This window comes from Kitasatospora sp. NPDC029367 (assembly GCF_055569135.1).
The window spans coordinates 158,738-171,166 of sequence record NZ_JBVHYH010000001.1; the positions used below are offsets into that span (position 1 = coordinate 158,738).

Sequence of the window (12,429 nt, forward strand, 5' to 3'; positions counted from 1 at the left end):
GCCGGACGGCGAGGGCAGTGTGACCCGGATCTCACTATGGCACGACAGCGAACAGATTTCAAAATCTGTTCGCTGTCTTTTGTCATTTGTTCGTAGCGATACTCCGCTAGGAGTACGGCCCCGGCGAGCGCAGCAGGTGGGCCCGGGCGGGCGGCAGATTGCGCCACACCGTGCGCTCGCCCAGCCCGTACGTCGCCTCGAAGCGCCGCAGCAGCCGCACCACCGCCCGGTGACGGGCACCCCGACGGGGGCCCGAGGTGAGGGTGCGGGCCGTCGTGGTGCCGAGGTACCCGAAGTAGGTCAGCTCGCCACCCGGGGCCAGTAGGCGCAGGTAGAGGTCGAGGATGCGCCGGACCAGGGCCGGCTCGAAGTTGGTGAACGGCAGTCCGGACACGATCACGTCGTACCGCTCGCCCGCGAGATCGGGTGCGACCCCGGTCCCGGGTCCGGTCCCGGTCCCGGTCCCGGTCCCGGTTTCGGATTCGGGTCCGGTTTCGGCGCCGCCCCCGTTCTCGGGCCTCGCCGGGGCGGATGCCTCCGGGAGCTCCTCCACCCGACAGGTCGACAGCCGCAGCCCCACCCCCGGCCGGCGCGCGGCCAGGACCGGGTCCTCCCGCAGCCGGTCGGCGAACCGGGGGTTCGCCTCGACCACGTGCAGCCGGTCGCCGGGGCGCAGCACCTGGGCCAGCCGACGGGTCACCACGCCCGTGCCGGCGCCGACCTCCAGCACCGAGATCGGCCGGTTCGGGCGGCTGGTGGCCGGTACCACCAGGGCGTTCACCAGTGCGGGCCCGCTCGGCGCCAGCGCGCCGGTGTCGTGGAAGGTGCGCAGGGCCTCGGCGAGGAACAGCAGGTGGTCCCCGCCGTGCGGAGAACCGTGCGTGCTGTGCGTTCCGTGCTGGACGTGCGCGAGGTTCTGGTCGTGGGTGTCGGGCGAACTGCGGTGCGGTGAAGGGGAATCGGGGGCCTGGTGGAGCTGTTCGGTCGTCATGCAGACGACGCTAGGGAGCGCGGGAGCGCCGCGGATCGGCCGGTGAGCGGCGCCGGCCCCCGACGAAAGTCGAGGGTGCCGACGTCCGGGAGGAGGGGGTGGCGCGCCGCCGTCCGCCCGTAGCATCGAGCGGGCGGACGGGACCGGGCGGGAGGAGCTCCATGCGCACAGGCCTGCTCGGTTGGTACGGCCCGGACCACCGGCCCTGGACCGACAGCCTGTTGCTGCTCGGCATCCTCGGCCTCGCCGTCGAGGAGGGCGTCTTCCAGTGGCTGCACGTCGACGGCCCGCTGCGCCTGCCCCGGGCGGGGGTGGCCGCGCTCGCCGTGCTCTCGCTGTTGCTCGCCCGTCGTCACCCCATCGCCTCGGCCGTCCTGCCGGTGCTCACCGGCGGTCTGCTCAACCGGGCTTTCCCCGGCTTGATCAGCGTCTACTACCTGGCCTCCCTCGGCCGGGTCGGTCCGGCGGCGGTCGGCGGCGCGATGATCGCCGTGGGCAGCGCGATCGCCGCGGACTCGCTGGCCGGCTGGGCCGGTACGACCGGTTCCCAACTCCTCCTCCAGGCGGCCACCTTGTCCTTCGGGCTGTGGCTGCACGGCCGCCGGGTGCTGATCCGGGCGCTGCACGCCCAGGTCGAAACCCTGCGACGGGAGCGGGAGTTGCGAGCCGAGCAGGCCCGGTCCGCCGAACGCGCCCGGATCGCCCGGGAGATGCACGACGTGCTGGCCCACCGGCTGAGCCTGCTGGTGCTGCACGCCGGAGTGCTGCGCGACCAGGCCCGGGCCGGTACCGTCGCCGCCGACCCGGACCGGCTCACCCACCGCCTCGAACTCCTGCGCACCACCGCCGCCCGCTCGCTCGACGACCTGCGCGACGTCCTGGGCGCCCTGCGCGCCGACCCGCCGGAGCGGTCCGCCGCCGAGGCCGCCGCGCCCGTACCGTCCGGGTCACCGTCCGGGGCGCGGTCCGGGTCGCGGTTCGAGGCGCCGCCGGTTCCGCCAGCCGTCCCGGCGCCCGCCTTGCGCGACCTCACCGACCTGATCGACGAGGCGAACCAGGCCGGGCAGCAGGTCGAACTCGCCCTGGCGGGAGACCCGGAGGCCGTGCCCACCACCCACCGGCTCGCCGTGCACCGGGTGGTCCAGGAGGCGCTGACCAACGCCCGCAAACACGCTCACGCGGCGCCCGTCACCGTCCGGGTCGGCTACGGGGCACCGGCGACCACCGTCGAGGTCCGCAACGGCCCGGGAGGGTCCATGCCGAACGGGCCGGTCGCCGGCGGCGGGTACGGGCTGGTGGGCCTCGGCGAACGGGTCGGCGCGCTCGGCGGCCACCTGGACGCCGGGCCGGACGGTGCCGGCGGCTTCCGGCTCTCCGCCCGGTTGCCCGCGCCGGACCGGCCGGGGCAGTCCGCGCCGTCCCCGAAGTCCGCGCCCCCGGCGGAGTCCGCGGCCCCGGCGGAGGTCCCGTCGCCGAGGTGCCCGTCCTGGAAGAAGCCCCCGAAGTCGAAGGACACCGCATGATCCGCACGATGGTGGTCGACGACGACGCGCTGGTGCGCCTCGGACTGGTCGACCTCCTAGCCCAGGACCCGGCCCTGACCGTGGTCGCCGAGGCGGCCGACGGGCTGCAGGCCGTCGAGCTCGCTCGCGGCCGCCGGATCGACGTCGCGCTGATGGACATCCGGATGCCCCGGCTCGACGGGATCGCCGCGACCCGGCGACTGCGCCAACTCCCCGACGCCCCAAGGGTCATCGCGCTCACCACCTTCGACCTGGACGAGTACGTGTACCAGGCGCTCGCCGCCGGGGCGGACGGCTTCCTGCTCAAGGACACCCCGCCCGCCGAGATCGCCCGCGCCGTCCACGTGGTCGCCGCCGGCCAGGGGATGCTGCACCCCGCCGCCGCGCGACGGCTGATCGACCGGTACCACCGGGTCGGCGCGCCGCGCTCCGTCGCCGCCCGGGGCCGGATCGCCGGGCTCACCCCGCGCGAGACCGACGTGCTGCGGGAGCTCGCCGACGGGCTGTCCAACGCCGAGATCGCGGGTGTGCTGGGGATGCGGGAGAGCACCGTCAAGGCGCACGTCAGCCGGATCCTGACCGCGCTCGACGTGGCCAACCGGGTCCAGGCGGCGCTGCTCGCACGGGATGCGGGGCTCGTCGGGGACGGCGCCTGACCGTGGGCGCTCGGGAGGGCAGGGCGGGGCGCAGCGTCGGACGGTGTTCACGCGGATGTTCCCCGGGCGTCGGTCCGGGCTTCGCCACGGGCTTCCCTGAGCCGTCGCGTGCCTCCGGTTGGTACCGCCCGCTGAGCCGTTGTCACCCATCCGGCGTGGAAATGCCGTGCCTTGGCCGTTTGCGCTGCCGAACCCGGGCGGCGGGTCCATGGTGGAGATGGGCGTGATCCGGCGACCGCGCCCGCGCGTCGATCCGGGCCCGCCCGCCGAGCGCCCGCCGCTTCCGCCGACGGGTGCCCGGCACCGGGGCCCGTACCGGCACGCTGGGAGCAGGGCCACCTCGCAGGAAACCGAACGGTTCTTCTAGGCTCACATCTCGGCTTCCCTGCGGCGGTCCGGCCCTTGCGCCCGCCACCAGGAAGCCGCCGTCCACGGGGCTCCGGGCGGAACCGGGGCCACCGGATCGAGCGAGGAGGACGCAGATGCCAAGCACGCCGCCCAACCGTTCCACCGCACTTGGGCCAGACGGGCCGTTCCGACGGGCCGTCCGACCCCCCGGCCGACCGGTGCGGTCCGGCCGGGCCTGGCACCCGGGCGGGAGCGGTCGGCCGGTGCGGCCGCTGAATATCGGCTGCGGCCGCGGAGGCGAGCGTTGAGTCCCCAGATCGTCGGGTCGCCGGCCGCACCGGGCAGCGCCGCGGAACCCGACCGCGTACCCGTGACCGTTCCCGCCGCGGCCGACGGTGAGGCCCTGGTCGCCCGGGGCGGCTCCGTCAAGGCCGGTTCGTCCACCATCGGTTCCACCATGGGCTCCGCCGTGGTGGGCTCTGCCGTCGAGAGCCCCCCGGCCGCCACGTCCGCGACTGGTGTCACGGCCAAGTCCGGTGTCACGGCCAAGCCCGCTGTCACGGCCAAGTCGGTGGCCGCGGTGAAGCTCGGTGCCACGGCGAAGTCCGGTGCGGCAGCGAAGTCCGGTGCCGCGGCGGTCGGATCCGCCGCTGCCGGCACCACTGCCGGCACCACTGCCGGTGCCACTGCGACGAGCATCACCGCGGCGCTGCCCGGACTGCCGCAGGCACTCAGCACCCGGGCCCGAACCCTCGCCGGCGCCGTCCGGCGGCGGTGCGCGGACCTGGCCCGGATCGAATCGCCGAGTGGTGACGCGCCCCGACTCGACGCGCTCGCCGAGGAGTTGGAGTCCGGATTCCGGGCCACCGGGGCAACCGCCCGCCGCGAACCCGGGCCGGCCGGTGACCACCTGGTGCTGGAGTGGGAGGGACGGGACGAGACCCTGCCCCACCTGCTGATCGTGGGGCACCACGACACCGTCTGGCCCGCCGGAACCCTGGCCGACTGGCCGGTGACCGAGCAGGACGGTCGGCTCACCGGGCCCGGCGTCGTCGACATGAAGGGCGGACTCGCCGTCCTGGAGGGCGCCTTGGCGCTGCTCGCCGACCTGGGGCAGCGGCCGCACCGCACCGTACGGCTGGTCGTGGTGTCCGACGAGGAGGTCGGCAGTCCGGACGGGCGGGGCCTGGTCGAGCGCCAACTCCGGGGCGCGGCAGCCGTCCTGGGCCTGGAACCGCCGCATCCCGACGGGCGGTTGAAGACCGCGCGGCGCGGCAGTACCCGGGTGCGGCTGACGGTTACCGGCCGGGAGGCGCACGCGGGCAACGACGCCCACGACGGGGTGTCGGCGGTGGATGAGCTGGTCGACCAGCTGGTACTCGTCCGCGGCCTCGCGGGCCAGCCCGGTACGGAGCTCAACACCGGTCGGATCAGCGGGGGTTCGCGGGCGAACGTGGTCGCCGGACGGGCCGAGGCGGAGCTCGGCCTGCGCTTCTCCACCACCGAGGCGCAGCGCCGCACGCTCGACAACCTCGCCCGGCTGACCGCGTTGCGGCCGGGAGCGCGGGTGCGGACGGAGGTGCTGTCCAGTCGGCCGGCCTGGCCCGAGCGCACCGGCAACCCGCTGCTCAGGCATGTGCGTTCGCTCGCCGCGGTGCTCGGGCAGCAGATCGACGGCGCCCCGGCCGGTGGTGCCGGGGACACCAACCTGCCCGGCTCGCGCGGACTGCCGACGCTGGACGGTTTCGGCGCGGTCGGTGCTGGCGCCCACGCCCGGCACGAGTACATCAAGCTGGACCAGCTCGCACCGCGGATCGCCCTGCTTGCGGCGCTGCTCGCGGTGCCGTTGCCGCGACTGCGGGACCGCGCGGAGGGGTGACCCTCGACGGCTGACAGGTGACGGCTGACAGGCGACGGGTAACAGGTAACAGCGAACAGATAACAGCTGACAGATTTCAGATTCTGTCAGCTGTTATCTGTGTTCTGTTCGCTGTTCCGCTCCCCGCCCCTCGCGCCCGCCCATTCGTCGGCGTCCCTTGCCATCCCTCCGTCCCGCCGCGCAGAATGGTACCGACCGAACGGTCAGTCGGTTGGCGCCCTGGTGCCAAGGCTGAGAAGTCGGAAGCCGGAGCAGGGAACACGAGAGGGGACCGTGGTGACAACAGAGGTGGCAGAGGCGGTCCCCGCGCAGACGCCGGAGGACCGGTTCGACGCGGTGATCGCCGCCGAACAGCGGATCGAGCCCCGGGACTGGATGCCCGACGCCTACCGGGCCACCCTGATCCGCCAGATCGCCCAGCATGCCCACTCCGAGATCATCGGCATGCAGCCCGAGGGCAACTGGCTCACCCGGGCCCCCTCGCTGCGCCGCAAGGCGATCCTGCTCGCCAAGGCCCAGGACGAGGCGGGCCACGGCCTCTACCTCTACGCCGCCGCCGAGACCCTCGGCGTCGACCGCGCCGAGCTCACCGAGAAGCTGATCAACGGCCGCCAGAAGTACTCCTCGATCTTCAACTACCCCACCCTCACCTTCGCCGACGTCGGCGTGATCGGCTGGCTGGTGGACGGTGCCGCGATCTGCAACCAGGTCCCGCTCTGCCGCTGCAGCTACGGTCCGTACGCCCGCGCGATGGTGCGGATCTGCAAGGAGGAGTCCTTCCACCAGCGCCAGGGCTACGAGCTCCTGATGACCCTGATGCGCGGCACCGAGGGCCAGCGCCGGATGGTCCAGGACGCGGTCGACCGCTGGTGGTGGCCGTCGCTGATGATGTTCGGTCCGCCGGACGCCGACTCGCCGAACACCGCCCGCTCGATGGCCTGGCGGATCAAGCGCCACACCAACGACGAGCTCCGGCAGCGCTTCGTCGACATGACCGTCCCGCAGGCCGAGCACCTGGGCGTCACCCTCCCCGACCCCGAGCTGCGCTGGAACGAGGAGCGCGGCAGCTGGGACTTCGGCGAGCCGGACTGGTCCGAGCTGACCAGGGTCATCCACGGCCAGGGCCCGTGCAACGCCCAGCGCGTCGACCGCCGCCGGGCCGCGCACGAGGACGGCGCCTGGGTGCGCGAGGCGGCCGTCGCCTACGCCGCCAAGCGCGCCGCCGACGCCGAACACGCCGCGGCCGCCGCGCGGCCCACCCCCGAACAGGAGAACGAGAAGTGACCGAGTCCGAGGCAGGGCCCAAGGCCGGCTGGCCGCTGTACGAGGTGTTCGTGCGCCCCCGGCGCGGCCTGAACCACGTCCACGTCGGCTCGCTGCACGCCTCCGACGACCGGATGGCGCTGCTCGCCGCCCGCGACCTGTACACCCGCCGCAACGAGGGCGTCAGCCTCTGGGTGGTCCGCTCGGACGCGATCACCGCCTCCACTCCGGACGAGCGCGACCCGTTCTTCGAGCCCAGCGGTGACAAGGTCTACCGCCACCCGACCTTCTACGACATCCCCGAGGATGTCCCGCACATCTGACGGGGGAGTCACCGTGCACGACCACACCACGTCCGCCACCGAGGACGACCACGTCTACCTCAGCCTCGCCGGGGCCACCCCCGGCCCCGAGGGCGAGGGCCGCTGGGCGTACGGGACGGGCTTCGCCGACCCGCTGCTCGGCGTGGACACCGCCCTGCCCGCCGGCCTGGATGGTGCCGACCTCGCCGCCTACTGCCAGATGCTCGGCGACGACGCCCTGGTGCTCTCCCAGCGGCTGATCGAGTGGTGCACCCGGGCGCCCGAGCTGGAGGAGGAGGTCGCGCTCGCCAACCTGGGCCTGGACCTGCTCGGCCAGGCCCGGCTGCTGCTCACCCGGGCCGGCCAGGCGGACGGCTCCGGCCGCACCGAGGACGACCTGGCGTACTGGCGGGAGGAGCACGAGTTCCGCAACGTCCGCCTGGTGGAGACCCCGAACGGCGACTTCGCGTACTCGATCGCCCGGCTGCTGCTGTTCGCCACCGCCCGCGGGGCGCTGTACGAGGCGCTGAGCGCCCACCCGGACCCGGTGCTGGCCGCGGTCGCGGCCCGGGGCGTCAAGGAACTGGCCTACCACCGCGAGTACGCCACCGCCTGGACGCTGCGCCTCGGCGACGGCACGCCGTACTCGGCGGAGCGGATGCAGGCCGGGCTGGACGCGGTCTGGCCGCTGCTGGACGAGCTGTTCACCGCGCACCCGGTGGAGCTGCGGGTTGGCGTCGACCCGGTCGGCCTGCGCGAACCGGTGCTGCGCGAGCTCGCCGCCGTCGTCGCGGAGGCCGGGCTGACCCTGCCGGACGTCCCGCCGCTGGCCACCGTCCTGGGCCGGGCCGGCCGCGATGGCGTGCACACCGAGGCGCTCGGCCCGCTGCTCGCCGAGCTGCAGGTGGTGGCGCGCGCCCACCCGGGGGCGACGTGGTGACGGGCACCGCGGCCCCGGGCACCGCGGATACGGGCACTGCGGACACGGTCGCCGCGGACACCGTCCGCGGGACGGCCTGGTCGGTCGCCGCGGCCGTCCCGGACCCGGAGCTGCCCATGCTCACCCTGGCCGACCTGGGCGTGCTCGCCGGGGTCGAGGTGGACGACGGCAGCGGCGCGGTGACCGCCTGGCTGACGCCGACCTACTCGGGCTGCCCGGCCGTCGCCGAGATGGCCGCCGACGTCGACCGCCGGCTGCGCGCCGCCGGGTACCCGGAGGTCCGGGTGCGGCTGCGGCTGGACCCGCCGTGGTCCACCGACCTGATCACCGCCGAGGGCCGCCGCAAGCTCGCCGAGGCGGGCATCGCCCCGCCGCGCCCGACCTCGGCCCTCGCGCCCGGCCCCGGGCCGGTCCCGCTCACCCTCGGCCCCACCCGCGCGGGCGCCGCGGCCCCGGTGCCCTGCCCGCACTGCGGCGGCACCGACACGGAGGAGCTGTCCCGCTTCGGCTCCACCGCCTGCAAGGCGCTCTGGCGCTGCCGCGCCTGCCGCGAGCCGTTCGAACGCGTCAAGGAGATCTGAATGCCCGCCGCGACCCCTGTGACGGATCCCGTCCGCCCGGCCCGCCGCCCGAGCTTCCACCGGCTGCGGATCGACCGGGTGGAGCGGCTCTGCGAGGACGCCGTGGCGGTGACCTTCGCGGTGCCGGACGCCCTGGCGGCCGAGTTCGCGTTCCGTCCCGGCCAGACCCTGACCCTGCGCAAGCTGGTGGACGGTACCGACGAGCGCCGCTCGTACTCGATCTGCGCGCCGGTCGGCGGCCCGCTGCGGATCGCCGTCCGGGAGGTGCCCGGCGGGCTGTTCTCGCGCTGGCTGGTGCGCGAGGCCCGGCCCGGCGAGGAGGTCGAGGTGCTGACCCCGTCCGGCCTGTTCACCCCCGAACTCGGCGTCCCCGCCGACCACGTGCTGCTCGCGGCGGGCTCCGGCATCACCCCGATGCTGTCGATCGCCGCCTCCGTGCTGGCCGCCGACCGCCGCTCCACCGTCACCCTGCTCTACGGCAACCGGCGCAGCGACACCGTGATGTTCGCGGACGAGCTGGCCGACCTCAAGGACCGCTACCTCGGCCGGTTCCAGCTGGTCCACGTGCTCTCCCGGGAGACCAGGGACGCCGAACTGCTCAGCGGCCGACTGGACCCGGAGCGGGTCCGGGCGCTGCTGGCGGCGCTGGTGGACGTCGGCGCCGTCGGGCACTGGTGGCTGTGCGGGCCGTTCGGCATGGTCGCCGGGGCGAAGGAACTGCTCGCCGAACTGGCCGTGCCGGGGGAGCGGGTGCACCAGGAGCTGTTCCACGCCGAGGACGAGCCGCTCGCCGAGCGGGACGAGGACCTGGACGGTCCCGACGGCGCGGCCGAGGCCGCGGCCGGTGAGCGCAGCGAGGTCACCGTCGTCCTCGACGGCCGCGGCAGCACCCTCAGCCTCCCGCGCGACCGTTCGATCCTGGACGGCGCCCAGCGCTCCCGCCCCGACCTGCCCTTCGCCTGCAAGGGCGGGGTCTGCGGCACCTGCCGGGCCCTGGTCACCGAGGGCGAGGTGGAGATGCGCCGCAACTTCGCGCTGGAGGAGAAGGAGCTGGCGGCCGGCTACGTCCTCACCTGCCAGGCCCGGCCGGTCACCGACCGGGTCACCGTCGACTACGACCGCTGACCCGGGCCGTCAGACGGCGGCGGGGACGGGGACGGGTGCCGGTGCCGGTGCCGGTGCCGGTACGGCGGTGACGGGGACCGGGTCGGCCGCGGATTCGGTCCCGCGCCCGGCCTCCCCGGCCTCCCCTGGCTTCCCGGCCTCCCCGGCCCGCCCGGTCGGGCCCCCGAGCAACTCGACCAGGTCGTTGACGGCGGCGCGGCCCGCCCGGTTGGCGCCGATGGTGCTGGCGGACGGTCCGTAGCCGACCAGGTGGACGCGCGGGTCGGCGGTGGCGCGGGTCCCGGTGAGCGCGATGCCGCCGCCGGGGGAGCGCAGGCCGAGCGGGGCGAGGTGGCCGACCTCGGGGCGGAAGCCGGTCGCCCAGACGATCGCGTCCACCGCCAACTCCTGGTCGCCCCAGGCGACTCCGTGCTCGGTGAGCCGGTCGAACATCGGGCGGCGGTGCAGCGCGCCCAGCTCCTCGGCTCGGCGGTAGGCGACGGACGGGCCGAGGCCGGTCACGCTCACCACGCTGCGCACCGGCAGGCCCTGGCGGACCCGCTCCTCGACCTTGGCGACCACCGCGCGCCCGTACTCGGGGGTGAACGGGCCCTCGTGGAAGACGGGTTCGGAGCGGGTGACCCAGACCGTCTCGCCGACCGCGGCCACCTCGGACAGCACCTGGACCGCCGAGGCGCCGCCGCCCACCACCAGGACGCGCCGGCCCGCGAACTCCTCGGGGCCGCGGTACTCGGCGTAGTGCAGCTGACGGCCCGCGAAGTGGCCGGGGTAGTGGGGGAGGAACGGGCGGGTCCAGGTGCCGGTCGCGTTGATCAGTGCGCGGGTGGACCAGGTGCCGCGGTCGGTCTCGACCAGCAGTCGGGAGTCGGGGCGGTCGGACTCGGCGCGTACGGCGCGTACCGTGACCGGGCGCACGACCGGGAGCGCGTGCCGGGCCTCGTACGCCGTGAAGTACCCCGGCACCACCTCCCGTGCGCGGGCCTCCGGGTCGGGCGCGGGGAGCTCGGCGTCCGGGAGGTCGTGGAAGCCGTGCACGGTGGCCATCCGCAGGGACGGCGAGCGGTGGGCCCAGGCGCCGCCGGGGGCGGGGTTGGCGTCGAGTACGACGAAGCCGCCGTCGACTCCTGCCCGGTAGCGGGCGAAGCCGCGGCGGCCGAGGTGGTAGGCGGCGGACAGTCCGGCCTGTCCGGCACCCACCACCAGGACGTCCACGCGCCGCTCGCCGGCCTCGTCTGTTGCACCGTAAACAGTCACGCACGTGAAACATCGGGCGGTCGGTGGCTGTTCCCCGCGCGGCTGGCCCTCGGAGCGGCGCGGCGCGGTGTGGCGCGGGGGGCCGGTGTGGCGCAGTGGGCCGGGGCCTCAGCCGATCGGCGAGATCACCGCGGCGGTGCCGTACGCGCAGACCTCGGTGCCGACGTCCGCCGCCGCCGTCACGTCGAAGCGCATCATCAGGACGGCGTTGCCGCCGCGCGCCTTGGTCTGCTCGATCAGCCGCTGCATCGCCTCGTTGCGGCTCTCGACCAGGGTCTTCGTCAGACCCCGCAGCTCGCCGCCGATCAGCGACTTGAGTCCGGCACCGATCTGGCTGCCGACGTGGCGGCTGCGCACGGTCAGCCCGAAGACCTCGCCGATCACGTGGTCGACCCGGAAGCCGGGGATGTCGTTGGTGGTCACGACCATGACGTCGGCGTTCGGGCCCTGCCCGCCGCCGTACTCGTTGATGTCAGCCATGGGCCCATCCTGCCCGCGTCGTGCGTCCGGGTGACAGAGACACGGCCGGGCGGTGGCCGAGAAGCTCTCCGGAAGCTGGTCCGGACCGGTGATCGGGCGGCCGAAAAGCCGTACCGTAGCCCCATGGGCGAGCGAAGCGATCATCCGCAGGGGCCGGGCGCGGCAGAGTACTCCGGCGCACCGGAGATCGAGGCGACGGTGGTGCTGGGCCTGCGGATCAACGACTGGCCGGCGCTGCGCGCGGCCGCGATCAAGGCCGTCGAGGAGCTGGACTTCGACGGCATCGACCCGGCCGGCCAGCGCCGTGAACTGCTGCGCGAGGTGGCCGAGGACGCCAACGCGGCGCTCGGCGCGCTGCTCCACCCGGACCGGCTGGTGGCCGCCATCCCCGGGGTCGAGGCGATCGGCGGCACGCTGGAGATCAGCGTCACCGAGGACTTCACCCCGGACTTCGCCGAACTGTTCCCGCTGGACGGCGAGGACGAGGAGGGCGGTGCCGGCGCCGACTGGACCCTCACCCCGCGCACCGCCTGCCTGCTGCACGCCCAGCTGCTCGGCCTGGCCGACGCCGCCTACGACGACCTCGACGAGCACGGGGACGACCCGGTGGTCGACGGCGAGGACGTCGACTGGACGGTCTTCGCCCGGCTGCCCCAGCGCACTTGGCGGCTCCACCGGGGCTGGCGGCGCACCATGGCCCGGGCCTTCGACGACCTGGCCGACGACCTCGCCCTCGGCGAATGGCCGCTGCCGCGCTGCCTCGCCGAGGAGCTCGCGCTGCGGATGGCCCTGGTGGACGCCCGGACGCTGCTGGGCTCCCAGCCCGAGTCGGTGGCCGACATGATGGGCGACCTGCCCGCCGACCTGTACGACTACGACTGGGACGGCTGTCACGACGAACTGTTCGGCGTGTACGGGCCGGACGACGGCGACCCGGAGCTCGGCGCCGAGCAGCGCACCGAACTACTGCTGGCCGCGACGCACCCCGAGGGCTGGTTCCTGATCTACGAGGACGCGGAGGAGCGGGACCCGCAGCGCGGCTACCGGCGCTGAGCGGGCCGCCGGGCCTGTCCGGCGGACCTTGCCG

12 protein-coding genes are annotated in these 12,429 nt (G+C 74.7%); 9 read left to right on the forward strand and 3 right to left on the reverse strand.

Going from position 1 to position 12,429, the window contains the following annotated elements; all coding sequences use genetic code 11:
* Positions 1-106 precede the first annotated feature (106 nt).
* The gene (locus ACZ4W5_RS00755) at positions 107-991 is read right to left on the reverse strand and encodes a class I SAM-dependent methyltransferase (RefSeq protein WP_465651808.1); all 885 of its coding nucleotides are present in this window, start codon (positions 989-991) and stop codon (positions 107-109) included.
* Positions 992-1,152: 161 nt separating this feature from the next.
* Between ACZ4W5_RS00755 and ACZ4W5_RS00760 the strand changes: the two genes are divergently transcribed.
* The 8 genes from ACZ4W5_RS00760 to paaE all read left to right on the forward strand — a co-directional run bounded on the left by ACZ4W5_RS00760 (position 1,153) and on the right by paaE (position 9,608).
* The gene (locus ACZ4W5_RS00760; protein ID WP_465651809.1) at positions 1,153-2,514 is read left to right on the forward strand and encodes a sensor histidine kinase; all 1,362 of its coding nucleotides are present in this window, start codon (positions 1,153-1,155) and stop codon (positions 2,512-2,514) included.
* Positions 2,511-3,170 carry a response regulator transcription factor gene (locus ACZ4W5_RS00765; RefSeq protein WP_360229858.1) on the forward strand — a complete coding sequence of 220 codons (660 nt, stop codon included), beginning with the start codon at positions 2,511-2,513 and terminating at the stop codon, positions 3,168-3,170. The genes ACZ4W5_RS00760 and ACZ4W5_RS00765 overlap by 4 nt, the downstream gene beginning before the upstream one ends.
* 718 nt (positions 3,171-3,888) lie before the next feature.
* Complete coding sequence (locus tag ACZ4W5_RS00770) at positions 3,889-5,397, forward strand: M20 family metallopeptidase (protein WP_465651811.1); 1,509 nt, start codon at positions 3,889-3,891, stop codon at positions 5,395-5,397.
* Positions 5,398-5,670: 273 nt separating this feature from the next.
* Positions 5,671-6,681 carry a 1,2-phenylacetyl-CoA epoxidase subunit PaaA gene (paaA, locus tag ACZ4W5_RS00775; protein WP_465651813.1) on the forward strand — a complete coding sequence of 337 codons (1,011 nt, stop codon included), beginning with the start codon at positions 5,671-5,673 and terminating at the stop codon, positions 6,679-6,681.
* Positions 6,678-6,983: a 1,2-phenylacetyl-CoA epoxidase subunit PaaB gene (paaB, locus tag ACZ4W5_RS00780; protein ID WP_360229852.1), complete on the forward strand. Its 306-nt coding sequence runs from the start codon at positions 6,678-6,680 to the stop codon at positions 6,981-6,983. Before paaA ends, paaB begins: the two co-directional genes overlap by 4 nt.
* On the forward strand, positions 6,967-7,902 hold the full coding sequence (gene paaC, locus ACZ4W5_RS00785; protein WP_465651816.1) for a 1,2-phenylacetyl-CoA epoxidase subunit PaaC: 936 nt from the start codon (positions 6,967-6,969) through the stop codon (positions 7,900-7,902). Before paaB ends, paaC begins: the two co-directional genes overlap by 17 nt.
* A complete protein-coding gene (gene paaD, locus ACZ4W5_RS00790) occupies positions 7,896-8,483 on the forward strand; it encodes a 1,2-phenylacetyl-CoA epoxidase subunit PaaD (RefSeq protein ID WP_465651818.1) in 588 nt (195 codons plus the stop codon). Before paaC ends, paaD begins: the two co-directional genes overlap by 7 nt.
* Complete coding sequence (gene paaE / locus ACZ4W5_RS00795; RefSeq protein ID WP_465651820.1) at positions 8,484-9,608, forward strand: 1,2-phenylacetyl-CoA epoxidase subunit PaaE; 1,125 nt, start codon at positions 8,484-8,486, stop codon at positions 9,606-9,608.
* A gap of 9 nt (positions 9,609-9,617) precedes the next feature.
* Here the strand turns inward: paaE and ACZ4W5_RS00800 are convergent, their stop codons facing one another.
* Both ACZ4W5_RS00800 and ACZ4W5_RS00805 read right to left on the reverse strand, forming a co-directional pair.
* Complete coding sequence (locus ACZ4W5_RS00800; protein WP_465651822.1) at positions 9,618-10,862, reverse strand: NAD(P)-binding domain-containing protein; 1,245 nt, start codon at positions 10,860-10,862, stop codon at positions 9,618-9,620.
* Positions 10,863-10,970: 108 nt separating this feature from the next.
* Positions 10,971-11,342 (reverse strand): YbjQ family protein, encoded by a 372-nt coding sequence (locus tag ACZ4W5_RS00805; RefSeq protein ID WP_360229844.1) that lies wholly within the window; start codon positions 11,340-11,342, stop codon positions 10,971-10,973.
* Positions 11,343-11,465: 123 nt separating this feature from the next.
* Between ACZ4W5_RS00805 and ACZ4W5_RS00810 the strand changes: the two genes are divergently transcribed.
* A complete protein-coding gene (locus tag ACZ4W5_RS00810; RefSeq protein WP_465651824.1) occupies positions 11,466-12,395 on the forward strand; it encodes a beta/alpha barrel domain-containing protein in 930 nt (309 codons plus the stop codon).
* The last annotated feature ends 34 nt before the right edge of the window (positions 12,396-12,429 follow it).